The sequence below is a fragment of the Rahnella sp. RFA10(1/100) genome (genome assembly GCF_004195115.1).
In the GTDB taxonomy this organism is placed as follows: domain Bacteria; phylum Pseudomonadota; class Gammaproteobacteria; order Enterobacterales; family Enterobacteriaceae; genus Rahnella; species Rahnella perminowiae.
Window position 1 is genome coordinate 31,562 of the sequence record NZ_SEWR01000008.1, and the last position, 23,712, is coordinate 55,273.

Annotated in this window: 24 protein-coding genes and 1 tRNA gene; 16 read left to right on the plus strand and 9 right to left on the minus strand. The window is 52.9% G+C overall.

Annotated features, from left to right (window positions below; translation table 11 throughout):
- Positions 1 to 4: 4 nt before the first annotated feature.
- Together nrdH and ETV65_RS20260 are read right to left on the minus strand one after the other, a co-directional pair.
- On the minus strand, positions 5 to 244 hold the full coding sequence (gene nrdH, locus ETV65_RS20255; RefSeq protein WP_095923387.1) for a glutaredoxin-like protein NrdH: 240 nt from the start codon (positions 242 to 244) through the stop codon (positions 5 to 7).
- A gap of 257 nt (positions 245 to 501) precedes the next feature.
- Entirely contained in the window at positions 502 to 933 is a 432-nt protein-coding gene (locus ETV65_RS20260) for a carboxymuconolactone decarboxylase family protein (RefSeq protein WP_129954887.1), read from the minus strand.
- A gap of 122 nt (positions 934 to 1,055) precedes the next feature.
- On the opposite strand from ETV65_RS20260, the gene ETV65_RS20265 reads away from it, so the two are divergent.
- Positions 1,056 to 2,507 (plus strand): PLP-dependent aminotransferase family protein, encoded by a 1,452-nt coding sequence (locus ETV65_RS20265; RefSeq protein WP_129955004.1) that lies wholly within the window; start codon positions 1,056 to 1,058, stop codon positions 2,505 to 2,507.
- Here the strand turns inward: ETV65_RS20265 and ETV65_RS20270 are convergent, their stop codons facing one another.
- On the minus strand, positions 2,508 to 3,227 hold the full coding sequence (locus ETV65_RS20270; RefSeq protein ID WP_129954888.1) for a GntR family transcriptional regulator: 720 nt from the start codon (positions 3,225 to 3,227) through the stop codon (positions 2,508 to 2,510).
- Positions 3,228 to 3,413: 186 nt separating this feature from the next.
- Between ETV65_RS20270 and mngA the strand changes: the two genes are divergently transcribed.
- Positions 3,414 to 5,342 carry a PTS 2-O-a-mannosyl-D-glycerate transporter subunit IIABC gene (mngA, locus tag ETV65_RS20275; protein WP_129954889.1) on the plus strand — a complete coding sequence of 643 codons (1,929 nt, stop codon included), beginning with the start codon at positions 3,414 to 3,416 and terminating at the stop codon, positions 5,340 to 5,342.
- Positions 5,343 to 5,392: 50 nt separating this feature from the next.
- Positions 5,393 to 8,020: a mannosylglycerate hydrolase gene (gene mngB / locus ETV65_RS20280; RefSeq protein WP_129954890.1), complete on the plus strand. Its 2,628-nt coding sequence runs from the start codon at positions 5,393 to 5,395 to the stop codon at positions 8,018 to 8,020.
- 150 nt (positions 8,021 to 8,170) lie between these two features.
- On the opposite strand, the gene ETV65_RS20285 is transcribed toward mngB, so the two are convergent.
- Positions 8,171 to 8,476 carry a DUF883 family protein gene (locus ETV65_RS20285; protein ID WP_129954891.1) on the minus strand — a complete coding sequence of 102 codons (306 nt, stop codon included), beginning with the start codon at positions 8,474 to 8,476 and terminating at the stop codon, positions 8,171 to 8,173.
- 274 nt (positions 8,477 to 8,750) lie between these two features.
- Here ETV65_RS20285 and ETV65_RS20290 point away from each other — a divergent pair, with 274 nt between their 5' ends.
- On the plus strand, positions 8,751 to 9,944 hold the full coding sequence (locus ETV65_RS20290) for an MFS transporter (RefSeq protein WP_129954892.1): 1,194 nt from the start codon (positions 8,751 to 8,753) through the stop codon (positions 9,942 to 9,944).
- A 129-nt stretch (positions 9,945 to 10,073) separates the two neighbouring features.
- Complete coding sequence (locus ETV65_RS20295) at positions 10,074 to 10,409, plus strand: DUF2002 family protein (protein ID WP_013574102.1); 336 nt, start codon at positions 10,074 to 10,076, stop codon at positions 10,407 to 10,409.
- Between the two features lie 59 nt (positions 10,410 to 10,468).
- Here the strand turns inward: ETV65_RS20295 and ETV65_RS20300 are convergent, their stop codons facing one another.
- The gene (locus ETV65_RS20300; protein WP_129954893.1) at positions 10,469 to 10,909 is read right to left on the minus strand and encodes a DUF1198 domain-containing protein; all 441 of its coding nucleotides are present in this window, start codon (positions 10,907 to 10,909) and stop codon (positions 10,469 to 10,471) included.
- A gap of 213 nt (positions 10,910 to 11,122) precedes the next feature.
- On the opposite strand from ETV65_RS20300, the gene ETV65_RS20305 reads away from it, so the two are divergent.
- Positions 11,123 to 11,653 carry a class IV adenylate cyclase gene (locus tag ETV65_RS20305; RefSeq protein WP_129954894.1) on the plus strand — a complete coding sequence of 177 codons (531 nt, stop codon included), beginning with the start codon at positions 11,123 to 11,125 and terminating at the stop codon, positions 11,651 to 11,653.
- Between the two features lie 63 nt (positions 11,654 to 11,716).
- Here ETV65_RS20305 and ygfZ read toward each other — a convergent pair whose 3' ends face one another.
- The gene (gene ygfZ / locus ETV65_RS20310) at positions 11,717 to 12,709 is read right to left on the minus strand and encodes a tRNA-modifying protein YgfZ (protein WP_129954895.1); all 993 of its coding nucleotides are present in this window, start codon (positions 12,707 to 12,709) and stop codon (positions 11,717 to 11,719) included.
- Positions 12,710 to 12,987: 278 nt separating this feature from the next.
- Here ygfZ and sdhE point away from each other — a divergent pair, with 278 nt between their 5' ends.
- Together sdhE and ETV65_RS20320 are read left to right on the plus strand one after the other, a co-directional pair.
- Positions 12,988 to 13,254: an FAD assembly factor SdhE gene (gene sdhE, locus ETV65_RS20315; protein ID WP_129955005.1), complete on the plus strand. Its 267-nt coding sequence runs from the start codon at positions 12,988 to 12,990 to the stop codon at positions 13,252 to 13,254.
- On the plus strand, positions 13,235 to 13,687 hold the full coding sequence (locus ETV65_RS20320; protein WP_129954896.1) for a protein YgfX: 453 nt from the start codon (positions 13,235 to 13,237) through the stop codon (positions 13,685 to 13,687). Before sdhE ends, ETV65_RS20320 begins: the two co-directional genes overlap by 20 nt.
- Positions 13,688 to 13,732: 45 nt before the next feature.
- Here ETV65_RS20320 and fldB read toward each other — a convergent pair whose 3' ends face one another.
- Positions 13,733 to 14,251 carry a flavodoxin FldB gene (gene fldB, locus ETV65_RS20325; RefSeq protein WP_013574110.1) on the minus strand — a complete coding sequence of 173 codons (519 nt, stop codon included), beginning with the start codon at positions 14,249 to 14,251 and terminating at the stop codon, positions 13,733 to 13,735.
- Positions 14,252 to 14,398: 147 nt separating this feature from the next.
- Between fldB and xerD the strand changes: the two genes are divergently transcribed.
- From xerD to ETV65_RS20365, 8 genes are all read left to right on the plus strand, one after another.
- Positions 14,399 to 15,310, plus strand: coding sequence for a site-specific tyrosine recombinase XerD (xerD, locus tag ETV65_RS20330; RefSeq protein WP_129955006.1), 912 nt, complete (start codon positions 14,399 to 14,401; stop codon positions 15,308 to 15,310).
- Positions 15,311 to 15,335: 25 nt separating this feature from the next.
- Positions 15,336 to 16,055: a bifunctional protein-disulfide isomerase/oxidoreductase DsbC gene (dsbC, locus tag ETV65_RS20335; protein WP_129954897.1), complete on the plus strand. Its 720-nt coding sequence runs from the start codon at positions 15,336 to 15,338 to the stop codon at positions 16,053 to 16,055.
- A 6-nt stretch (positions 16,056 to 16,061) separates the two neighbouring features.
- On the plus strand, positions 16,062 to 17,795 hold the full coding sequence (recJ, locus tag ETV65_RS20340; RefSeq protein ID WP_129954898.1) for a single-stranded-DNA-specific exonuclease RecJ: 1,734 nt from the start codon (positions 16,062 to 16,064) through the stop codon (positions 17,793 to 17,795).
- Positions 17,796 to 17,924: 129 nt separating this feature from the next.
- A protein-coding gene (prfB, locus tag ETV65_RS20345) for a peptide chain release factor 2 (protein ID WP_129954899.1) occupies positions 17,925 to 19,023 on the plus strand; the annotation gives its coding sequence in 2 pieces (ribosomal slippage) (positions 17,925 to 17,999 and positions 18,001 to 19,023; 1,098 coding nt in all).
- A 9-nt stretch (positions 19,024 to 19,032) separates the two neighbouring features.
- Positions 19,033 to 20,562 (plus strand): lysine--tRNA ligase, encoded by a 1,530-nt coding sequence (gene lysS / locus ETV65_RS20350; protein WP_129954900.1) that lies wholly within the window; start codon positions 19,033 to 19,035, stop codon positions 20,560 to 20,562.
- Positions 20,563 to 20,713: 151 nt separating this feature from the next.
- Positions 20,714 to 20,787: transfer RNA gene (locus ETV65_RS20355), tRNA-Gly, on the plus strand.
- 489 nt (positions 20,788 to 21,276) lie between these two features.
- A complete protein-coding gene (locus ETV65_RS20360; protein ID WP_129954901.1) occupies positions 21,277 to 21,417 on the plus strand; it encodes an ash family protein in 141 nt (46 codons plus the stop codon).
- Between the two features lie 72 nt (positions 21,418 to 21,489).
- The gene (locus tag ETV65_RS20365) at positions 21,490 to 21,741 is read left to right on the plus strand and encodes a helix-turn-helix transcriptional regulator (RefSeq protein ID WP_129954902.1); all 252 of its coding nucleotides are present in this window, start codon (positions 21,490 to 21,492) and stop codon (positions 21,739 to 21,741) included.
- A gap of 71 nt (positions 21,742 to 21,812) precedes the next feature.
- Here ETV65_RS20365 and argG read toward each other — a convergent pair whose 3' ends face one another.
- Both argG and ETV65_RS20375 read right to left on the minus strand, forming a co-directional pair.
- The gene (gene argG, locus ETV65_RS20370) at positions 21,813 to 23,174 is read right to left on the minus strand and encodes an argininosuccinate synthase (RefSeq protein WP_129954903.1); all 1,362 of its coding nucleotides are present in this window, start codon (positions 23,172 to 23,174) and stop codon (positions 21,813 to 21,815) included.
- Between the two features lie 164 nt (positions 23,175 to 23,338).
- A complete protein-coding gene (locus ETV65_RS20375) occupies positions 23,339 to 23,680 on the minus strand; it encodes an NIPSNAP family protein (RefSeq protein WP_129954904.1) in 342 nt (113 codons plus the stop codon).
- Between the last annotated feature and the right edge of the window lie 32 nt (positions 23,681 to 23,712).

Here is a 23,712-nt window from a genome sequence, read left to right on the forward strand (position 1 = left end):
GGCCTCAGAACGCGTTCTGGAGCTGACGCAGGGCGGAAATTTTATCCGGACGGAAACCGGACCAGTGGTCGTCACCGGCCACAATCACAGGTACCTGCTGATAGCCCATGGCACGCACCTGGCCGAGCGCCTGCTCATCCTGAGTCAAATCCACTACCTGATAAGCGATGCCCTGTTTATCTAATGCACGGTAAGTCGCGTTGCACTGGACACAGTCTGGTTTACTGTAAATAATAATGCTCATGATTCGTATTTCCATTTAGTGAAAAATCAGAGACAATTTTTGCCTTCCCGCTGTGCGGCTGCTTCAGCCGGGGGAAAGGCGTGATAGTCGGTGCCATCGTGGCGTCCCGATGCTTTGAATACTAGATGTGGTGATTTAAATTTTCAACCACACAATATGTAGATTTTACAATTTTGCCTGTTGCAAAAATGGCAAAGCCCGCAGGGAGCGGGCTGGAGAGAGAAAACTTTTTTCAGTTCAAAAAAACAACAGAATAATTACTGACGCATACCGACGGCGAGGCGGTTAAAGGCATTCATCAGGCTGATGGCGAAGGTCAGTTCCGAGATTTCCACGTCGCTGAACTGCGCTTTCAGCGGTTCAAAGGCGCTATCCGGTGCGCCGGTGGCGGCAATCAGAGTAAGTGATTCTGCCCAGGCGAGTGCCGCGCGTTCACGTTCCGAATATGCATGGCTGACCTGCCAGCCCGCCAGCTGATCCAGTGTGGTTTGTTCGACATCCATTTTGCGCAACGCTTTGGAATGCATATCCAGGCAATACGCGCAGCCATTAATTTGTGACACACGCAGAAAAGCCAGCTCGATAATCACATTATCCAGCGGACCGTTTTCCAGTGCGCCGAGCGCCGCTTTCATTGATTCCATCACGGAAGAAGACAGGGAATAGTAAGGCAGGCGAAGTGCATTCATGATGATTTCCTCTGGGATTTCTGGACTAAACAGCGACGCAAAGCGCGTCTCAACAGGCGCTACTTTACGCGGTACATGGTCTATACTACAGGGCCATAAAATGTCTCTTTAAGCAGGTCATGATGAGCCGCTTCAGTCTTGCCTTCCCTCTCGATCCCCGACACAAACAACCTCTTTACCGGCAGATTTATCAGCGGGTGAAGCAGGCGATCATGGCAGGGCAACTCAGGCACGGCAGCCGTGTGCCATCTGTCCGTGCGCTGGCCAGCGAGCTCGGCGTGGCGCGGGCCACGGTTGAAAATGCCTATAGCCTGCTGATGGCGGAAGGTTTTCTGCAAAGCCGCGGGCAGGCTGGCACGGTGGTCAGCGCGCCGGAGAGCTTATCCGCACCTGCGCCAAAGGTGATCAGGAAAGACGCTGCACGTAAACCCATCAATCCGATGCTGCCTTCAGTTTCTTCCCTTCCTTTCCAGCTCGGGCTGCCGGCGCTGGATGCGTTCCCGCGTGCGATCTGGTCGCGCATTGTCTCGCGGCAAATCCGTCATACCAGCATGAATGATTTAGGCCATCCGCCGCTGACCGGTACGGACGTTTTACGCCACGCCGTCGCCCGTTATCTGCAACTCTCCCGTGGATTTACCTGCCGTCCGGAACAGATATTTATCTGCGGTGGCTATGCGCCGTTACTGGACTTGATTACCGGCAGCCTGCTGCAACCGGGTGACGGCGTCTGGCTGGAAGATCCCGGTTATCCGGTGACGCAGGCATTTTTCCGCGCGGCAGGTGCCACTCCGATGGCGGTGAATGTCGATGACGAAGGCATGAACGTGCCGCAGGCGGTAAAACATTTCCCCCATGCCCGTTTTGCCGTGGTGACGCCTGCGCATCAAAGCCCGACCGGCGTGACCATGAGCTTATCGCGACGTCTGGCGCTGCTGGACTGGGCGGCGAATCAGCAGGCATGGGTTATTGAAGATGATTACGACAGTGAGTTCCGCTATCACGGCCAGCCGCTGCCTTCGTTGAAAAGCCTGGATACGCAGGGAAGGGTGATTTACGCCGGTACATTCAGCAAAGTGATGTTTCCGGCGCTGCGCTGCGGCTATATGGTGGTGCCGGAGAGTCTGGTGGAAAAAATCGAGGCGTATTGTCCGCTGCGTATTTGCGGCACGCCGCCTTTGGTGCAAAGCAGCATTGCGGATTTTATCGAGCAGGGGTATTTCTACCGGCACCTGAAGCGGATGCGCCAGCTTTATGCTGAGCGGCGCGGCTATCTGGAACAGGCACTGACGGCGGCGTTTCCGGCGCAGATATTGCGCGTCAGTCAGCAGACCGGCGGGATCCAACTTTGCACCACACTCAATGCCGTTCTGGACGATGCGCTGATCGCGAAAAATGCCCGCGAACAGGGGCTGGCAGTGCAGGCGCTGTCTGACTGGCAGGTTGAGCGCCGCGTGAGGGGTGAGGCTTTACGTCCGAATGGCCTGCTGATGGGGTTTGTGAATATCAGTTCTCAGCAACAGGCGGACGGACTGGTGCAACGGCTGGCTGTTGTGTTTGAAAACAGCCGTTAATCAGTGCGGCATCCGTCTGGCGACCAGTGTGAATTTATAATCATCCGTGCGGAAGGTATTGCGGCTGAATTCAAACACCGTGCCATCCGCCAGAAAACCCTTCGAGATCTTCTGTAAAATCGGCTGATCTGCGGCCACGCCCAGCAGCGACACCATCTCTTTGGTTGGCATCAGCGGGATAACTTCCTGCTCGCTGCGGTCAATCACCAGATGTTTGGTCTGCTCCATCCAGGCATATTTCGAACCCTGCATCACCTCGTAAGTCAGGTCAGGGAACAAGTCCAGCGGCATCCAGGTTTCTTCCAGCGTCACAGGTTTGCTGGCGATATAGCGCAGGCGCTTGATGTAATACACCCGCGCCTGTTCAGCCAGTGCCAGCGCTTCGGCGATACCGATCGGCGGTTTCACGATGGAGAACGCCAGAACCTCACTGTGCGAGGGTCTGTCCAGAGGCTGTAACTTCTCATCAAAGCTGGTCAGCTGATAAATAGCGTAATTGACCTTCGCTTCCTTCACGTAAGTCCCGCTGCCCTGCACGCTTTCCAGCACATCCTGTTCGACCAGCAGCTTGATCGCCTGCCGTACCGTCACACGACTGACGCCAAACTGCTCGCGCAGACGCAATTCTGTCGGCAGCGCATCGCCTGTTTTGATTTCTCCGCGCTGGATCTGATCGCGGATCTGCGAAGCGATCTGGCGGTAAAGCGGCTGATTACTCACGTTTCAGGTTCCTGTCGGGCACGTTCGGACGAGTGTAACAGTTCACAGACCCTGCAAAAACAATACAACCCAACGAAAGATCTTCTATCTGGATCACAGTCATCTCTTGCGGGTCTGATGTTTAATACAAATACAATACAAAAATAATACAAATATCGTTTTTCATCGATTCAGACAGGACAACTTATGGATCTTACATTACTGACGTCTCCCGAACTGATACACCTCAATAGCCATTTTTCCAGCCGTGAACGGGCGATCGCTTTTCTTGTTCAGCAACTCGATCAGCAGGGGATCCTTGATAACGCACAGGATTTTTTGCAGGCGGTGACGGAACGTGAAAACGAAGGCCCGACTGCGCTGGGCGAAGGACTGGCGGTACCGCACGGCAAATCGGCCAGTGTCCGGCGCGCGGCGTTTGCGCTGGCAACGCTGGAAAATCCGCTGCCGTGGCAGGGCGTGGATGGCGAGGAGCCGGTAAACATGATCTTCCTGCTGGCGATCCCCGAAGCGGAGGCGGGTTCGACTCACATGGAACTGCTGACGGCACTGACCACGCGGCTGGTTGATGATCAAACCCGTGCAGCGCTGCTGGTGGCGCGACACGTGCAGGAGGTGCTGAGGTTACTGGGCGAAGAGTCTGTGCCGGAAACTCAGAAACTGAGGGCTTTGCCTGACGATGCGCCGCGGGTAGTGTGCATCACTGCCTGTCCGGCGGGGATCGCGCACACTTATATGGCGGCGGAATATCTGGAAAAAGCGGCGAAAAAATTAGGTATCCACATTGATGTGGAAAAGCAGGGCGCTAACGGCATTGAGAATGCGATCACTGCCGCGCAATGTGATCGTGCCGTTGCCTGCGTTTTTGCCGCTGAAGTGGCAATCAAAGACAGCCAGCGTTTTGACGGGATCCCCTGCGTTCAGGTGCCGGTGGCGGAACCGATCCGCCACGCCGAAGCGGTGCTGCAACAGGCGCTGGCGATACGGCGGCAGCCCGGTGAAATCGTGGCTTCAGCGCCGGTTAAGCCGCAGAAAACCAGCATAAAAGCAGATTTAAAACAGGCTTTGCTGAGCGGAATTTCCTTTGCCGTGCCGCTGATTGTCGCCGGTGGCTCGTTGCTGGCGGTGACTGTGCTGATCGCGCAACTGTTTGGCTGGCAGGAACTGTACGCGCAGAAAGAGTCATGGTTGTGGATGTACCGTCAGCTCGGCGGCGGCATGTTGGGCATTCTGATGGTACCGGTGCTGTCGGCCTACACCGCTTATTCGCTGGCAGACAAACCGGCGCTGACGCCGGGCTTTGCCGCCGGACTGTGCGCCAACATGATCGGCGCAGGGTTTCTCGGTGGTGTGGCGGGGGGCCTGATTGCCGGTTATGTCATGCGCTGGATGAAAAAACATGTCCGCCTGCGCGCCAGCTTCAACGGCTTCCTTATGTTTTACCTCTATCCGGTGCTCGGCACGCTGGTCACCGGCAGCATCATGTTATTTGTGATCGGCGAACCGGTGGCGTGGCTCAATACCAGTCTGACCGCATGGCTGAACGGATTATCCGGCAGTAACGCGATGGTACTCGGCGCGCTGATTGCCTTTATGTGTTCCTTTGATCTGGGCGGGCCGATCAACAAAGCGGCTTATGCGTTTTGTCTGGGCGCGATGGCAAACGGTGTTTACGGCCCTTACGCTATTTTCGGTGCGACCAAAATGGTCTCGGCATTTACCGTGACCGCGTCAACTCTGCTGGCACCCCAACTGTTTAAATCTTTTGAAATCGAAACCGGAAAGTCCACCTGGCTGCTCGGCCTGGCGGGGATCACCGAGGGCGCGATCCCGATGGCGATTGAAGATCCGCTACGCGTCATCGGCTCCTTCCTGGCGGGATCGGTCGTGACTGGCGCGATCGTCGGGGCTTCGGGGATCGGCCTTTCCACGCCAGGTGCGGGCATTTTCTCCATGTTCCTGCTGCATGATGGCGGATGGGGTGGCTGGCTGTCGGCAGCTATCTGGTTGGGTGCCGCGCTGGCGGGCACGGTGATTTCCACGGTGGTTTTGCTGAGCTGGCGGGGTTACGCGGTACGACAGGGACATTTCACCGGCGACATCCCTTCTTCTTAATTTCGGGTTAATTCACATTGTGCCCTGCAGGGCTTGAAAGGAATGATTTTATGACTGTTTCCCGCGTTCATCTGACCCCGCATATGCACTGGGATCGCGAATGGTATTTCACGACGGAAGCCTCGCGGATCCTGCTGGTCAATAACATGGCGGAGATCCTCGATCGTCTGGAAAATGACGCTGACTATCCGTTTTACGTCATGGACGGACAAACGGCGATCCTCGAAGATTATTTTGCGGTTTGCCCGGAAAACCGTCCCCGTGTGAAGGCGCTGGCCAGGGCCGGAAAGCTGATTATCGGGCCGTGGTATACGCAGACCGACACGATGGTGGTCAGTGGTGAGTCCATCCTGCGCAACCTGCTGTACGGCATGCGTGATTGCCGCGAGTTTGGTGAGCCCATGAAAATCGGCTATCTGCCGGATTCCTTCAGTATGTCCTCCCAGCTTCCGCATATCTTTAACGGGTTTGGCCTGCAACATGCCATGTTCTGGCGCGGCTGCTCGGAACGCCACGGCACGGATAAAACCGAGTTCCGCTGGCAGAGTAACGACGGCAGCGAAGTCACCGTGCAGGTGCTGCCGCTGGGTTATGCCATCGGCAAATATTTACCCGAGAATGAAGAGGCGCTGCGCGAACGGCTGGATAAGTATCTGCCGGTGCTGGAAGCGGCGTCGCTGACCGGCGATATTCTGCTGCCTAACGGTCATGATCAGATGCCGCTGCAGCAAAATATCTTTACCATCATAGAGATGCTGCGGCGGATCTACCCGCAGCGCAGTTTCCAGCTCAGCCGTTTTGAAGATATTTTTGAACGCATCGATGCCATCAAACCGCAACTGGCGTTGTTGCGGGGGGAATTTAACGATGGCAAATACATGCGCGTTCACCGCACCATTTCCTCTACCCGTATGGACATCAAACAAGCCAACGCAGCGATTGAAAACAAAATCGTCAATGTGCTGGAACCCTTGTGTTCCATAGCCTGGCGCTTAGGTTTTGATTACCATCATGGCCTGATCGAAAAAATGTGGAAGGAAATTATGAAGAACCACGCGCATGACAGCATCGGCTGTTGTTGCAGCGACAAGGTTCATCAGGAAATTATGTCGCGCTTTATTCTCGCTGACGACATGGCCGAAAACCTCATTCAGTTCACGATGCGTAAAATCATCGATAACCTGCAACCTGACGGTCACATCGCTGACCGGCTGACGCTGTTCAACTTCTCATTGCATCCGCGGCAGGAAACGGTCAATACCACCGGGCGGATAAGGGCGTCCTCTTTCAGCCTGACTGACGGGCAGGGCAGTACGGTGCCTTATTTCATCCGCGAAGCGCGGGAAATCGATCCGGGGCTGGTGGACAGGCAGATTGTGCATTACGGCAATTACGAACCCTTTATGGAATACGACATCCAGCTTTGCGCCACGCTGCCCGCGATGGGCTACGTCACCCTGAACGTTACGCCGCATCAGCCGGGCATTTTGCAGCCCGCGCCGCAGGGCGAAGAGGTGCTGGAAAACGATTATTACCGCGTGACGGTTAACCCGAACGGTACGCTGGATATTCTTGATAAACAGACTTCCCACCGTTATCAGCAGGTACTGGAACTGGAAAACGGCTCTGACGATGGCGATGAATATGACTATTCTCCGGCGCGTGACGAATGGGTGCTAACCTCGGGCAGCCTGACGGCTGAGGTGAGTTATCAGCATCAGCCGTGGCAAAGCACGGCGACCATTTCGCTGACGATGCCGCTGCCGGGGACGCTGGCAGATCGCGCCACGCGAACTTTGAGCCGTGAAATGCCTGTAACAATCAACGTGACGCTGGCGAAAAACAGCCGCCGGATTGAGATCGAACTGGCGCTGGAAAACCGCGCGGAAGATCACCGGTTGCGGGTACTGATCCCGACGCCGTTTGCCAGCCAGACAGTGGTGGCCGACAATCAGTTTGGTTGTATTACCCGCCCGGTAAATGATGCGGCGATGGATAACTGGGAAGCAGAAAATTGGAAAGAAGCGCCGGTACCGGTATGGCAGCTAATGAATTTCGCGGCATTACAGGACGGCAATCATGGGCTGGCGCTGTTTACCGAAGGGTTGCGTGAGTTTGAGGTGGTCGGCGAATCCTATAATATCTTCGCCCTGACGCTGTTTCGCGCCGTCGGTGTTTTGGGTAAGGAAAATCTGTTGCTGCGTCCTGGACGTCCTTCCGGCATTAAAATGCCGACGCCGGATTCGCAGATGGCGGGCAAACAGGTTTACCGTTTCGCCCTGTTCGGTTTCAGCGGCGATACTATTCAGGCAAATGTTATGCAACATGCGCGGGATTATCTGACGCCGGTGCGCACCTACAACAAAATGCCGTATGACGCGATGAAGCTGAATCTGACGAAAAACAAGACCCCGTCGCGTTTCAGCCTGATGTACAAATGCATTTCGGGTACGGTGTTAAGCGCCCTGAAAAAAGCCGAAGATGAAGAGGCGTTGATTGTGCGGGTTTATAACCCCTCGGAAACGCAAAGCACGCAGGATAATTTGCAGATTAATGTCACTGTGGCCGAATGGCAGGAAGTTCGCATGGATGAAACGCAGGCCTCTTCTCAACATAAAAAAGGTGATCTGGGGACGTTTAAACCCTGCCAGTCAAAGAGTTTTCGCATTCATTTTTAACGTTAACGGGTTGCAAAAATAGAAAACGGAGCCCGAAGGCTCCGTCGTCTTTTTAGCAACTGCGCGGCAATGAGGGAGCCACGCGGATGTTTCAGCTTTTAAGCTATATTCCCGACACAGGAGTGAAACATCACAAATTGCCTCTTTACGTTAGCGGCGTCCCAGCAGAACACCGATAACAATACCAATTGCGGCACCTGCACCGACGCCGTACCACGGATTATCTTTCACATAATCATTGGCCGTAGCCGCCGCATCACGCGCCTGCTGACTCAATTTTTCGCTGTTGAAACGAGCACGGGTTTCACGCAGAACACCCTGTGCCTTACTGCGGATTTTATCCAATTCATCCCTGGATTTATCACCTGCAGACTGAAGCACTTCATCCAGCGTGTCTGCCAGCAGGGTTACGTCCTGATCGATATTTTTTTCAATTTTATCTTTTTTCTTAAACATTCCGTCTCTCCTTGTGTGACTGCTGAATTAAGCATAGACCATAATGTTGTACCGGCTGGTTCTTTAAGGACAAAGGTCTGTGATGACCACGCTTTTTAGTCCATGACACTGTGTCATAAAGACAGGCGGGGTGCGGGCTGGCGTGATGCAGTTCAGATTCTTCTGCAAAATGAAATTCGCGTTACAGGCCATAACATTTTTAGCCCGTTTTGAAGGCGAAACCCGTTTATACTGTTTAATCTATTCTTTGTGATCTCATTTTTCGGGTCCGCCCATGTCTTTAAGTACGCTTCGTTCTAACGCGCTGCTCAACAAACGCATTTTGTCGTTCATGCTGTTCACTTTCGTTGTTTATCTGACCATTGGTTTACCTCTCGCGGTATTGCCGGGATTTGTGCATAACACGCTGGGATACAACTCTGTGCTGGCAGGGCTGGTGATCAGCGTTCAGTATTTCTCGACACTCATCAGTCGTCCGCATGCCGGACGATACGCCGATCTCCTTGGCCCGAAGCGGGTGGTCATTTTTGGCCTGATTTGCTGCGGAGTCAGCGGCATTTTTTACGCAATGGCGTTTTGGTTTTCGGCGTTTCCGCTGGTGAGTCTGCTGATGCTTTGTGTCGGCCGTGTCTTCCTGGGCGTCGGTGAAAGCTTTGGCAGCACCGGGACTACGCTGTGGGGAATTGGTGCAGTGGGTGCGAAACATACCGCGCGAGTGATCTCCTGGAATGGTGTGGCAACATACGGTGCGATGGCCGTCGGTGCACCTCTCGGCGTACTGCTCAACCATGCTTACGGGTTGATGGGTGTGGCGGTACTGATTATTGTCGCAGCTGCGTTTGCCGCCATACTGGCCTGCATGAAAGCGGCGATTTCTGTCACCGCCGGTAAGCGGATTGCCTTCAAAGCTGTTGTCGGGCGCATCTGGCTTTATGGCCTCGGGCTGGGATTCGGCACCATCGGTTTCGGCGTTATCGCCACCTTTATTACCCTTTACTATGCCGATAAAGGCTGGAGCGGGGCGGCATTTACGCTCACATTATTCAGCCTCGGATTTGTCGGTGCGCGCCTTATTTTCGGCAATATGATTAACCGGTTCGGCGGTTTGCGGGTCTCACTGGTGTCTTTTGTATTGGAAGTCGCGGGATTACTGATGATCTGGTGGGGTCAGGATCCGTTGTCGGTGCAACTGGGTGCCTTTCTTACCGGTTCCGGCTTCTCGCTCATTTTCCCTGCGCTGGGCGTTGAAGCGGTAAAACAAGTGCCGCCGCAAAATCAGGGCACGGCACTTGGGCTGTATTCCGCTTTTCTGGATTTGGGGCTCGGCATTACCGGGCCGGTGGCCGGGTTAATTATTTCGCATTTTGGCACGCCGTCTATTTATCTTGCAGCGGCATTTATGGTGGTAATTGCCTGGCTGCTGACCCTCAGACTGTGGGTAAACACTTCGCGGCAAACGCCTGTGTAATACCCCTTTACTTTTCAGGGTTAAGGCGTTTGGATAAATCCTAAATTCGCCGAAATTTGGGATAAACGCATTGTCTGGCAGAGTTATTGCGGTAAGGTCGCCTTGCGGTTAAAGAAGCGAGGAGCAACCATGTATTTACGGCCAGATGAAGTGGCACGTGTTTTAGAAACCTCAGGGTTTGAACGTGATTTTATTGATGATAAAGCCTACGGTTACCGCCGGGGTGAGCATTATGTGTATGTAAACCGGGAAGCGCGGTTTGGCCGGACTGCCCTGGTAATACACCCGGCGTTGAAAGAGCGCAGTGAGCGTTTTGCTGAACCGACAGCATCGTTTCGCAGCAGTGAAGCCTACAAGAATTTCCCGCTGGATGTTTCCAGTGACAATGAGACCTACTACGGCATCTGCCACGGTTTCAGTTCACGCCAGATCCTGGCCAGCTATCTGGATAACGTATTCAGATAATCTTCATACACAGGCGGGTGATGCAAAAAAGCCACTGAACTCAGTGGCTTTTTTACGTTTTAAACCAGATGGATCTGATTATAGGTTTCATTGTAGTCGCGGCGAAATTGCGCCAGCTCGAAGGGTTCGATATCCAGTTCGGCAAAATAGAACAACGCCAGTTCTGCGTGTTCACTGCTTAACTGTGGCGGCAGATGTGCGCGCACTAAAATGTTCCGCCAGCGGACGATATTTTCTTCTGAAGCGTCTTTAATAAATGTCTGATAAATAAAAACGACATACGCGGCTTTGCGGATTTCTTCAGCATAGCCGCCGCTGATTGAGCGGATAAACATCTCGCTTTGACGTTTGCCCATTTCCAGCAGCATGGAATCGATATAAACCGGCTTTATTTTCAACAGACTGGCGAGAGAATCATTCGCTTTTCGGGTATCTGCTGTCATAAACCAATAACCCACAATAAAAACCACAACTACTGCAGCAAGCATAATCCATATCATTCTGGACTCTGGCCTCCGGCCTTTTCTGGCGTGATGTGAAAGGTGCATGCAACACCCGATGCTGCGAGTTTATCTGCTAATGGGGGGAAATACGTGAAGGAGTGACAAAGAATTTGCGCTCTGTGGAGATGATGATCTTCACAAAACCACGGTACGGTCATTTAACGTTCATTATACCCGTGTAAATAACATAAACTTTTAAGGGAGTAAGTGATGGCCAGAAATATTGAGATTAAAGCCCGGATCGATGATTTTTCCGCACTGTATGAAAAAATTGCGCTGCTATCTGATGGATTGCCGGATCTCATTGATCAGGATGATACCTTTTTCGTGTGTCCGCACGGCCGCCTCAAATTACGCACATTAGCGCCCGATCGCGGTGAGTTGATTTTCTATCAGCGCCCTGACAAGGTTGGCCCTAAAACCAGTTTCTACACGCTTTCACCCACGCAGGATCCTGACAGTTTGCGCGAAACCCTGACACTGGCCTATGGCGCTGCCGGGCGGGTCATCAAACAGCGCACCCTTTTTATGATCGGACAAACCCGACTGCATCTCGACAGGGTAAAAGGACTGGGCGATTATCTGGAATTCGAAGTCGTACTCGCTGATGACGAAACACCGGAGCAGGGCATTGTCATTGCTGAGGACTTACTGGAACGGCTGGGGATTAACCGGCAGGAACTGGTGGATCAGGCGTATGTTGATTTGCTGAATGCGCAAGGCCGACGCCCTAACGATTAAATTTACCATTGCCGCCCTATATCTTTAAGGCGGCAATATGCTGAAATGACTTCATGCTGAAAGTTACTTCGTTTCTTCCAGGGAATAAGGCAGCGGCTGAATGCTCAACTGGCTGGTGGCGTCATCGCGCACCCGCAGACTGGCATCGGCTTCCAGATCATTATTCAGTACGGCCTGAACCCAAAGCGTACCGTCGCTGAGCTGAACCGCCGCCAGTACGGTGCCTGTCCGGCGCCAGTTTTCACCCAATTGTAATTCGAGGTCGTCAGCCGGTGCTGGCACTTTACTTGCTTTACCTGCCAGCCAGTACAATGCACGTTTGTTCGCACCGCGGTATTTCGCACGAGCCACCATTTCCTGACCGGCGTAGCAGCCTTTAGTAAAACTGATGCCGTCAAGCGCCTGAATGTTAGTGGCCTGCGGGATAAACTGTACGGCGTTGAGGGTGTCAATCACCGGGAAACCGGCCTCGATATCCAGCGCCAGCCATTGCTGGCTGTCGTTGCGTTGTGCCTGCTCACCCAGTTCTTCCACCACCTGACGGGCTTTTTCCGGGCTGGTGACAATCAGATAACGTTCGGCTGGCAGAGAGAAATGCAGCAGGGTAGTTTCATCTTGTTGCACGACTTGCTGTTCAGCCGTTGGCAAGGTTGAAAAAAGCCCGGTCAGTGCAGCACTGGCCTGAAAACCTGCCACACCGAGCAACACCACATCGTCATCGGCAGTGAAAGTCACTTTAGAAAATACGGCGTACTTTTTGATTTCCGTTAACTGGGTGTCGCGCACATTGCGGCGTTCAATAAACGCCATACCATCGCCACGCTTGAACAGACGCAAATCACTCCACATTTTCCCTTTCGCATCACAGTGCGCACAGAGAATATGCTGATCGGCGGCCAGCGCATCGACATCCGCGGTAACCTGACCTTGCAGGTATTTCACGGTGTCTGCACCGGTCATGGTCACCAGTGCCCAGTCTTCCAGTGAAATCAGCGTTAGCGGAAGATGGGAGGATGCTGAAGGTTTTTGCGGTGGAAAGGGAAAGTCGTTAGCCATTTTCTGATCCCGGTCTATGAAATGTGACTGATGCCTCATGGTAAAAGAGCCCACCCGCTTTGAAAACAGTTATTGGTGCCTTTTCCAGGATACCTTCCAGAGAATGTAAGATAAGCGACAGGTTTGCATCAGGTTTTCCAGCACATCACATAGATTGACAAAACAGGGCACTGAAAAATTACGCCCCTGCGCAACGGGCTGTTAGAATCGCTTTCTATATAAAAGAATTCTCATTGTGTATCCTAAAAAAGAGTCTTGTTATGGAAAGCAAAAACCCACTGGATATTAATAATCGTTCCCGCGTTCACTGGGCTTGCCGCCGCGGTATGCGCGAGCTGGATATCTCCATCATGCCGTTCTTCGAGTATGAATATGATTCGCTGAGCGATACTGATAAAGAAGTGTTTGTCCGCCTGCTGACCTGTGACGATCCGGATTTGTTCAACTGGCTGATGAATCACGGTGAACCGAAAGACACCGAATTACAGCGTATGGTTGCCCTTATTCAGACTCGAAACAAAGCCCGTGGCCCTGTGGCGATGTGATCTCCGGGTGTCCTGGCGCAGTCAGCTCATTTCACTGGGATGTTACGGTGGCGTGATGCTGCTTATTTTGCTGGCACCCTGGCCTGCAGGTTACTGGCCGGTATGGATGACGTTGCTTTTGCTGGTGTTGTTTGAATGCATCCGTAGCCAGCGGCGCATTACAGCACGCACGGGCGAAATGATCCTGCTTGAAGATAATCGTCTTTTGTGGCGCGGCCATGAATGGCAGATTAAACAGCCGGTATGGATGATAAGCCATGGTGTGCTGCTCTCGTTGCGTCGCGAAAAGCGTAAAGGCGGGCTGGCACAGGCGATGCGCAGTTCAAGGCAGCGGTTATGGCTGGCATCGGACAGCATGAGTCTGGAAGAATGGCGGCGGTTGCGACAGATATTGCTCAGCGGTGCACCGCGCAGCCCGGCAAAACCGGGCTGAAAGGGCCATGTTCATGGAAAGCTGACGCCGGGATTTTATGCGGCGTTAAAGCAGCGCATCCATTTCCAGCAGGATCTGTTCGCACCATTGTTGCAGACGTTCTTCGGTGAGATCGAACTGGTTCACATCATCCAGAGCCAGCCCGACGAAATGTTTACCGTCCGCACTCAGCGGTTTCGGGCTGGTAAACTCAAAGCCTTCCGTCGGCCAGAAACCAATGAAATGCACGCCAAGGGGAACCAGCTGATGGTAAAGCATGCCGAGCGCGTCAAGGAACCATTCGCCGTAGCCGAGCTGATCGCCCATGCCATACATGGCTACGATTTTGCCGCGTAATTTAAGCGTCGGGAGTTGATTCCAGACCGCTTCCCAGTCTTCCTGGATTTCACCAAAATCCCATGTCGGGATGCCCAGGATCAGGATGTTGTAGTCTTCCATCCTGTCGGGATCAACATCTTTTATGTTATGCAAATCAACCAGTTCTTCACCTAAAATGTCGCGGATTTTTTCCGCTGCCATTTCGGTGTAACAGGTACTGGAACCGTAGAAAAGTCCGATCTTCATACTTGCTGCCATAACGTTATCAGAATACGAATGACAGGCAGTGTAGCAGATCCGGGCACAGGAAAGGCATAATGGCCGTCATGAGTAAGAGGAGTCGGGATGCCAAAACAAGATAATGCGAGCCAGCGGGATGTGACACCTGAGCAGATGGCCCGGGCGGTCAACGAAGCCGATCAGAGTCTGACGGAGCAGTTTCTGGACATGCTCTGGATTGAACGCAATCTTGCTGAAAATACACTGTCATCCTATCGTCAGGATCTGAAATCTCTGCTGGGCTGGCTGCATCATAATAATACGGATCTGCTGCATGTCAGCGCCGAAGATCTGCAGTTGTTTCTGTCTGAGAGGATCGAAGGGGGATATAAAGCCACCAGCTCAGCGCGGTTGCTCAGCGCGATGCGCCGCCTCTTTCAGTACATGAACCGCGAATCCGTGCGTCAGGATGATCCGACCGCGTTGCTGTCTTCGCCAAAATTACCGCAACGCCTGCCGAAAGACCTCAGCGAAGCGCAGGTTGACGCCTTACTGTCTTCACCGAGTGTCGATGTGCCTCTTGAACTGCGCGACAAAGCTATGCTGGAACTGCTTTATGCCACCGGTTTGCGTGTTTCCGAACTGGTCGGGCTGACGCTCAGTGATCTGAGCCTGAGGCAGGGAGTGGTAAGGGTTATCGGTAAAGGCAATAAAGAACGGCTGGTGCCGATGGGCGAAGAAGCCGTGTACTGGATTGAAAACTATTTCGAGCATGGCAGGCCGTGGCTGCTGAACGGGCAATCGCTGGATATCGTGTTCCCCAGCAACCGGGCACAGCAAATGACACGCCAGACATTCTGGCATCGCATCAAACACTATGCGATCCTTGCGGGCATTGATGCAGAGCGGCTGTCTCCCCACGTTCTGCGCCACGCTTTCGCCACCCACTTATTGAATCACGGCGCAGATCTGCGCGTGGTGCAAATGTTGTTAGGTCACAGCGACTTATCGACCACACAAATCTATACCCATGTAGCGACTGAACGACTCAAACAGCTACATCAACAACATCATCCCCGTGCGTAACAGGCCGGAGAAAAAGGACGACATGATGAAAAAAGGTTTAATGCTGCTGACGCTTATGGCTGCGTGTATGAGTTCCGCCGTCCATGCTGACGAAGCAGCCATCAAAGCCACGCTGGGCAAACTGGGCATGAGCCATGCCGAAATCCAGCCTTCGCCGGTAACCGGCCTGAGCGCGGTCTCTTCCGACAGCGGCACCCTTTACATTACCGACGACGGAAAACACGTTTTGCAGGGGCCGCTGTATGACGTCAGCGGCAGTCATCCGGTTAACGTCACCAACAAAGCGCTGGTGAAGAAGATGGATGCATTACAAAACGAGATGATCATTTACAAAGCCAAAAACGAAAAGCATGTGATCACGGTATTTACCGACATCACCTGTGGCTATTGTCACAAGCTGCATCAGCAGATGCAGGACTATAACGATCTTGGTATAACCGTGCGTTATCTGGCCTTCCCGCGTCAGGGATTGAATTCTAAAACCGAGAAAGACATGCAGTCGGTCTGGTGTACAGGCAACCGCAAAACCAGTTTTGATGCGGCAATGCGTGGCGATGATGTTACGCCGGCAACCTGTCAATCCAGTGATATTGCGAAACACTTTGAGCTGGGCGTCCAGTTCGGAGTGACAGGCACTCCGGCCATTGTGCTGGAAGACGGTACTTTGATCCCTGGCTATCAGCCGCCAAAAGAAATGGCTGCCATGCTCGACCAGCAGGATCCTTCACATAAAACCGGTGGTTGATTTTTCGTGACCTTGCAGACCCAACTTCGCCGTCGGGAGGCGGCGGCTGGCGTGGATCTTCCCGCCGAACTCTCCCCGCTTTTACGCCGCCTGTATCTCGCCCGCGGTGTGACACAAAGCCAGGAGCTTGAGCGCAGCGTACGTGGCATGCTGCCTTATCAGCAACTTGATGGTATTGATACCGCCGTTGCCTTACTGCAAAAAGCACTGGCTGAACGTCTGCGCATAATTATCGTTGGCGACTTTGATGCTGATGGCGCAACCAGTACTGCGCTCACATTGCTTTCGTTGCGCAGTATGGGCTGTGGGAACCTGGATTATCTGGTGCCGAACCGTTTTGAAGATGGCTATGGTCTCAGCCCGGAAGTGGTCGAACAGGCGGCGTCACGCGGTGCAGAGTTGATCCTCACCGTTGATAACGGCATTTCTTCCCACGCGGGTGTGGCGCTTGCCCATGAAAAAGGCATTCAGGTGCTGGTCACCGATCACCACTTGCCGGGCGAAACATTGCCGGATGCCGAAGCGATCATTAACCCGAATCTGGTCGGCTGCGAGTTTCCGTCCAAATCGCTGGCGGGTGTTGGCGTGGCATTTTATCTGATGCTGGCGTTGCGCAGTGCATTACGCGAGAGCGGCTGGTTTGAACAACACGGCCTGGCTATCCCGAATCTGGCGGAACATCTGGATCTGGTGGCGCTTGGCACCGTGGCTGACGTCGTGCCGCTCGATGCCAACAACCGCATCATGGTGTATCAGGGGCTGAACCGTATTCGTGCCGGAAAATGCCGGGCGGGGATCCGTGCTCTGCTGGAAGTGGCCGGGCGCGAAGCCCGTACGCTGTGCGCCAGTGATTTAGGTTTTGCGCTCGGGCCACGGCTGAATGCCGCCGGACGTCTTGATGATATGTCGGTTGGTGTGGCGCTTTTACTCAGCGAAGACATCGGGCAGGCGCGTGCGCTGGCCAGTGATCTGGATGCGCTGAACCAGACCCGCCGTGAGATAGAGCAGGGCATGCAGGTCGAAGCACTGGCGCTGTGTGACAAACTGGAACGCAGCACCGACGCGCTGCCGTTCGGGCTGGCGATGTATCACCCCGAATGGCATCAGGGTGTGGTTGGCATTCTGGCATCACGCCTGAAAGAGCGCTTTAACCGTCCGGTGATAGCCTTTGCACCAGCGGGTGAAGGCATTCTCAAAGGCTCCGGCCGTTCTATCGCCGGTTTGCATATGCGTGATGCGCTGGAGCGTCTCGATACACTCAATCCCGGACTGATGATGAAATTTGGCGGCCATGCGATGGCGGCTGGCTTATCGCTTGAAGAGAGCAAGTTCGATGAATTTCGCGATAAATTCGCTGAACTGGTGGGCGAATGGCTGGATCCCGCTCATCTTGAAGGTGTGATCTGGTCGGATGGGGAACTGACTGCCCGCGAGCTGACCCTTGATACAGCTGAAATGCTGCGCGATGGCGGCCCGTGGGGACAGGCGTTCCCGGAACCAACCTTTGACGGCAGGTTCCGCATCCTGCAACAGAAACTGCTGAAGGAGCGTCATCTCAAGCTGATGATTGAACCTGTCGGCGGTGGTCCGCTTCTTGACGGCATTGCCTTTAATATCGATCCGACTTTCTGGCCGGACAGCAGTATCCGTGAAGTGCAGTTGGCCTACCGGCTGGATATCAATGAATTCCGTGGAAATCGCAACGTTCAGTTGATTATCGAACATTTATGGCCGAAATAAGCGATTTACGCCGGCAATAAACCCTGCAAAAAAACGGCTCCTTGCTATAAAAAGACCGCTAATTCCGTTAGAATCTGCGGTTCGAATGGCATTGGGCCAACTCCGAATCTAACGTAAGACGCGAAAATCATGTTTGAAATTAATCCGGTTAAAAACCGCATTCAGGACCTGTCCGATCGGACAGTGGTTCTTCGGGGGTATCTTTGACTATGATGCCAAGAAAGAACGCCTCGAAGAAGTAAACGCCGAGCTGGAACAGCCGGACGTATGGAACGAGCCAGAACGTGCGCAGGCGCTGGGCAAAGAACGTTCCTCTCTGGAAGCTATCGTTGAAACCATCGATGAGTTGTTGCAGGGCGCAGAAGATGTCACCGGCCTGCTGGAACTTGCTGTAGAAGCCGACGATGAAGACACCTTCAATGAGACGGTTGCTGAACTCGATGTACTGACCGCCAAACTGGAACAGCTTGAATTCCGCCGCATGTTCTCCGGTGAATACGACAGTGCGAGCTGCTACCTCGATATCCAGGCTGGTTCCGGTGGTACGGAAGCACAGGACTGGGCGAGCATGTTGCTGCGCATGTATTTGCGTTGGGCGGAAGCCAAAGGTTTCAAAACTGAAGTTATCGAAGAATCGGATGGTGAAGTGGCAGGGCTTAAATCTGCGACCATCAAGATCATCGGCGATTATGCGTTTGGCTGGCTGCGTACCGAAACCGGCGTCCATCGCCTGGTGCGTAAGAGCCCGTTTGATTCCGGCGGTCGTCGCCATACCTCGTTCAGTTCCGCGTTTGTGTATCCGGAAGTGGATGACGATATCGAAATCGAAATTAACCCTGCCGACCTGCGTATCGACGTATACCGCGCGTCAGGTGCGGGTGGTCAGCACGTCAACAAAACGGAATCTGCGGTACGTATTACCCACCTTCCGACCAACATTGTGACCCAATGTCAGAACGACCGCTCCCAGCATAAAAACAAAGATCAGGCCATGAAGCAGATGCGTGCGAAGCTTTATGAGTATGAGATGCAAAAGAAAAATGCGGACAAACAGCAGCTGGAAGACAACAAGTCTGACATCGGCTGGGGCAGCCAGATTCGTTCTTACGTGCTGGACGATTCCCGTATCAAAGATTTACGCACGGGTGTTGAAACGCGAAATACGCAGGCCGTACTGGATGGCGACCTGGATAAATTCATTGAGGCAAGTTTGAAAGCCGGGTTATGAGGAACCAAAATGTCTGAGCAACAACCAGCAGCGCAAAGTGCAGAAAATGTACCAGATCTTAACAACGAGCTGAAATCTCGTCGTGAGAAGCTGGCTTTACTGCGCGAATCCGGTATCGCTTTCCCTAACGATTTCCGTCGTGACAGCATCTCTGATGAATTGCATGCGAAATATGGCGAAAAGACCAACGAAGAACTGGAAGCATTAAACATCGAAGTCACCGTGGGTGGCCGTATGATGACCCGCCGTATCATGGGCAAGGCGTCTTTTGTCACCCTGCAGGATGTCGGCGGCCGTATCCAGCTTTACGTGGCTCGTGATGATCTCGCTGAAGGCATCTATAACGAGCAATTCAAAAAATGGGATCTGGGCGATATTCTGGGTGCGACCGGTAAGCTGTTCAAAACCAAGACCGGCGAGCTGTCGGTCCATTGTTCTGAACTGCGTCTGCTGACCAAAGCGTTGCGTCCGTTGCCGGATAAATTCCACGGCTTGCAGGATCAGGAAGCGCGTTACCGTCAGCGTTATCTCGACCTGATCGCTAACGAAGATTCCCGTAAAACCTTCAAGATCCGTTCTCAGATCATGTCGGGCATCCGCAGCTTCATGGTGGAAAACGGCTTCATGGAAGTCGAAACCCCGATGATGCAGGTGATCCCTGGCGGCGCGGCGGCGCGTCCGTTCATCACTCACCACAATGCGCTCGACATCGACATGTACCTGCGTATCGCGCCGGAACTGTATCTGAAACGTCTGGTTGTCGGTGGCTTCGATCGTGTATTCGAAATCAACCGTAACTTCCGTAACGAAGGTGTTTCTCCGCGTCATAACCCAGAGTTCACCATGATGGAACTCTACATGGCGTACGCGGATTACAAAGACCTGATCGTTCTGACCGAATCCCTGTTCCGCACCCTGACTGAATCCGTTCTGGGCAGCAGTGTGGTGCAGTATGGCGACCAGACCTTCGATTTCGGCAAGCCATTCGCCAAGCTGACCATGCGTGAAGCGATTTGCAAATACCGTCCGGAAACTGACGTTGCCGATCTCGACGATCTGGCTAAAGCGACCGCTATCGCAGAATCTATCGGTATCAAAATCGAGAAGAGCTGGGGCCTGGGCCGTATCGTGACCGAGATCTTCGAAGAAACTGCCGAAGCACAGCTGATCCAGCCAACGTTCATTACGGAATATCCGGCAGAAGTTTCTCCGCTGGCGCGCCGTAATGATGTGAACCCTGAAATTACTGACCGTTTCGAATTCTTCATCGGTGGGCGTGAAATCGGTAACGGCTTCTCCGAGCTCAATGATGCGGAAGATCAGGCACAGCGCTTTGCTGATCAGGTTTCTGCGAAAGATGCAGGCGATGACGAAGCGATGTTCTATGACGAAGACTACGTGACAGCGCTGGAACACGGCCTGCCACCGACTGCCGGTCTGGGCATTGGTATTGACCGTATGGTGATGCTGTTCACTAACAGCCACACCATCCGCGACGTCATTCTGTTCCCGGCGATGCGTCCGCAGACTCAGAAATAAGTTTTCTTCAGAAACTACAAAAGGGCGCTCCGGCGCCTTTTTTCATGCTGCAGATCACGACAAATGCTAACTGCTTAAAACTCCAGCGCTTATCCGCAATCACGTCTTGCTCCGCCGTCGTAACCGGTTATAATGCCAGTCGCACACCTAGGCGGGTGTAGTTCAATGGTAGAACGAGAGCTTCCCAAGCTCTATACGAGGGTTCGATTCCCTTCACCCGCTCCAAAAGCTTCTTCCTCAAATCTGTTTAATACCCCAAAAATTGTCTACCCAATCCCGATTATTCGTATTTCCTGTACGTCATTTCTGCATGTCTAAATTTTGAACTCAAAAGTTTAAAAACGATGCAAATCAGCTGCATACCCTGCTAAGGGGAGGGTTGGGGTGGGGGATTAAGAGCAGATCGGAATGCGGAAGCTTTTACTATTTTATGGTTTGCTAAACCCCCACCCAGCCTCCCCCTTCGCAGGGGGAGGAGCAAACCTGCGGTCTTTGCAACTCCTTGCAAACCATTAAATTTATCTGGAATCATCACCTCAGTTTCGTTCTTAGCCACTTGGTTTAGTCACGCGCTTTACGCTATAGTTGCGTCGCTGCGGCAAAATCCGCAGCCGGGCGTGAGAACCCGTCTACTCTACTAGTGACAGCATAAATTTTGCTTCACCGCTTTTGCCTACCCGTTATACATACTTTTGATGGTATTTATGACGTTCTATGGTGGCTCAGGCGGGGCTGACTTCGGTCAGGCCGGTAGCTAGTGGAGCCGGTATTCTCACCCCCGTCTGGGCTACCACCCAAGAGCGTGAGAACTCCAGTGGTAGCTTTACACCTCATCCACTGGAAATTGAAAAATGAAAACTTCACATAACCCTACCTTTTTACCTTTCCCACATTCCCCTGTGATCCTGGCATCAGGAGCACAAGCCCATGAATAATCACGACTGGCATCAGGCAGATATTATTGCGGCGTTGCGTAAGAAGGGCACGACATTGGCGGCGGTATCACGGGCTGCGGGGTTAAGTTCTTCGACGCTATCGAATGCGCTTTCGCGTCCGTGGCCGAAAGGGGAAATACTGATTGGTCAGGCGATTGGCGTGCATCCTGCGGTGATCTGGCCGAGTCGTTATTACGACCCGAAAACACATCAGTTAATTGAACGCCGTACACGAAATCATTAGGTGCAAATTATTGAGCGGGCAGGGCATCAGTAATGATGATCATCCTGCCCGCTCGTTTAAACCAACAGCAATTACTTATTCTTCACCTGCAATCCGCGCGGCAGGTTGTTGTTATCCACCTGCGGTAAACCGGTAGAAGCAGAAGAGGTCAGTAAGCCTGTCTCAACGTAGTTTTGCAGCTTCTCGCGGGTATCGGTGATATCCAGGTTACGCATGGTCAGCTGACCAATACGATCATCTGGTGAGAACACTGAGTCGCCTTTTTCCATGGTCAGGCGCTCTGGTTTGTAAGTCAGGTTCTCAGAAACGGTATTCATGATGGTGTAGTCGTTGCCGCGACGCAGTTCAAGCGTCACTTCACCGGTGATTTCGCTGGCGACCCAACGCTGTGCGGAGTCACGCAACATCAGCGCCTGTGGATCGAACCAGCGGCCCTGATACAGCAAACGACCCAGCACGCGGCCATTCGCATGATATTGCTCGATGGTGTCTTCGTTATGAATACCGGTCAGCAGACGCTCGTAAGCGATGTGCAGCAGTGCCATCCCCGGGGCTTCGTAGATACCACGACTTTTGGCTTCGATGATACGGTTTTCAATCTGATCGCTCATCCCTAAACCATGGCGGCCACCGATGCGGTTGGCTTCCATCATCAGCTCAACGCTGTCATCAAAGGTTATGCCATTGAGCGCAACAGGATAACCACGCTCGAAACGAACAGTCACCTCTTCAGCTTTCACGACTACATTCTCGTCCCAGAATTTTACGCCCATGATCGGGTTAACGATTTTGACGCCGGAATCGAGGAATTCCAGATCCTTGGCTTCGTGCGTTGCGCCCAGCATATTGGAGTCAGTAGAGTAGGCTTTCTCGGTCGACATTTTGTAATCGAAACCGGACTGAATCATGAATTCAGACATCTCATGACGGCCACCGAGTTCATCAATAAAGTCGGTATCCAGCCACGGTTTATAAATTTTCAGTTCAGCATTGGTCAGCAGGCCGTAACGATAGAAGCGCTCAATGTCGTTACCTTTATACGTGCTGCCGTCACCCCAGATATTGACGCCATCTTCTTTCATCGCAGCCACCAGCATGGTACCGGTAACGGCACGGCCCAGCGGTGTGGTGTTGAAGTAGGTGACACCTGCGGTGGTGTTGTGGAATGCACCACATTGAATGGCGGCAATCCCTTCTGCAACCAGCTGCTTACGGCAGTCAATCAGACGGGCTTTCTCTGCACCGTATTCCAGCGCTTTACGCGGGATAGCATCGTAATCGTCTTCATCAGGCTGACCCAGATTAGCTGTGTAGGCATAAGGGATGGCCCCTTTTTTCTGCATCCACAGCAGGGCTGCACTGGTGTCCAAACCGCCGGAGAATGCAATCCCCACACGCTGATTAATCGGAAGGTGCTTGAGAATAGTTGTCATCGTTAGATCCTGTATGAATGGGGTCTGTCTGCTTAAGGTTTCAATGCCTATATTGATATCGCAAAACCGGCGTCGGGTAAAAGGGATTTTGCATATTTATGTAAATTTTATCGCATAACTATCTAGTTGTCATGCCCTCAAAGCGGCATTTGATTCAAAATTATTCACTGTACGCGCAAGCCCTCGACACTCTGCAGGGGCAAAATCAGTATCGTTTTCAGGCTGTTTTCAATGCAACCGATAATCTCTTCACGCGGGCCGAGGCGCCAGTCATCGCCTGCATAAAACTCTTCCAGGATCTTATCCATACTTTCGATACTCTCAAATGCACGGATCAGGTAATAGCAGTCCGGATTATGCAACGAATTACCGAATGACACGACATCGATTGCGCAGCGGCGATGCAGGGGAACGCTGATTTCACTCATGATGCGATGAAACGCGGCTCCCATACCCGGTTGTAAGGTGTATTGCAGAATCTCTACGGTTCTTGTATCAGCACTCATTATCTCATCCCTGTTGAAAACTTGAGGTTTCA

Bases quoted from the DNA above. Each gene is read 5' to 3' on its own strand.
- nrdH (WP_095923387.1), bottom strand. From the start codon at position 244: ATGAGCATTATTATTTACAGTAAACCAGACTGTGTCCAGTGCAACGCG.
- ETV65_RS20260 (WP_129954887.1), bottom strand. From the start codon at position 933: ATGAATGCACTTCGCCTGCCTTACTATTCCCTGTCTTCTTCCGTGATG.
- ETV65_RS20265 (WP_129955004.1), top strand. From the start codon at position 1,056: ATGAGCCGCTTCAGTCTTGCCTTCCCTCTCGATCCCCGACACAAACAA.
- mngA (WP_129954889.1), top strand. From the start codon at position 3,414: ATGGATCTTACATTACTGACGTCTCCCGAACTGATACACCTCAATAGC.
- mngB (WP_129954890.1), top strand. From the start codon at position 5,393: ATGACTGTTTCCCGCGTTCATCTGACCCCGCATATGCACTGGGATCGC.
- ETV65_RS20285 (WP_129954891.1), bottom strand. From the start codon at position 8,476: ATGTTTAAGAAAAAAGATAAAATTGAAAAAAATATCGATCAGGACGTA.
- ETV65_RS20290 (WP_129954892.1), top strand. From the start codon at position 8,751: ATGTCTTTAAGTACGCTTCGTTCTAACGCGCTGCTCAACAAACGCATT.
- ETV65_RS20295 (WP_013574102.1), top strand. From the start codon at position 10,074: ATGTATTTACGGCCAGATGAAGTGGCACGTGTTTTAGAAACCTCAGGG.
- ETV65_RS20300 (WP_129954893.1), bottom strand. From the start codon at position 10,909: ATGATATGGATTATGCTTGCTGCAGTAGTTGTGGTTTTTATTGTGGGT.
- ETV65_RS20305 (WP_129954894.1), top strand. From the start codon at position 11,123: ATGGCCAGAAATATTGAGATTAAAGCCCGGATCGATGATTTTTCCGCA.
- ygfZ (WP_129954895.1), bottom strand. From the start codon at position 12,709: ATGGCTAACGACTTTCCCTTTCCACCGCAAAAACCTTCAGCATCCTCC.
- fldB (WP_013574110.1), bottom strand. From the start codon at position 14,251: ATGAAGATCGGACTTTTCTACGGTTCCAGTACCTGTTACACCGAAATG.
- xerD (WP_129955006.1), top strand. From the start codon at position 14,399: ATGGCCCGGGCGGTCAACGAAGCCGATCAGAGTCTGACGGAGCAGTTT.
- dsbC (WP_129954897.1), top strand. From the start codon at position 15,336: ATGAAAAAAGGTTTAATGCTGCTGACGCTTATGGCTGCGTGTATGAGT.
- lysS (WP_129954900.1), top strand. From the start codon at position 19,033: ATGTCTGAGCAACAACCAGCAGCGCAAAGTGCAGAAAATGTACCAGAT.
- ETV65_RS20360 (WP_129954901.1), top strand. From the start codon at position 21,277: ATGGTGGCTCAGGCGGGGCTGACTTCGGTCAGGCCGGTAGCTAGTGGA.
- ETV65_RS20365 (WP_129954902.1), top strand. From the start codon at position 21,490: ATGAATAATCACGACTGGCATCAGGCAGATATTATTGCGGCGTTGCGT.
- argG (WP_129954903.1), bottom strand. From the start codon at position 23,174: ATGACAACTATTCTCAAGCACCTTCCGATTAATCAGCGTGTGGGGATT.
- ETV65_RS20375 (WP_129954904.1), bottom strand. From the start codon at position 23,680: ATGAGTGCTGATACAAGAACCGTAGAGATTCTGCAATACACCTTACAA.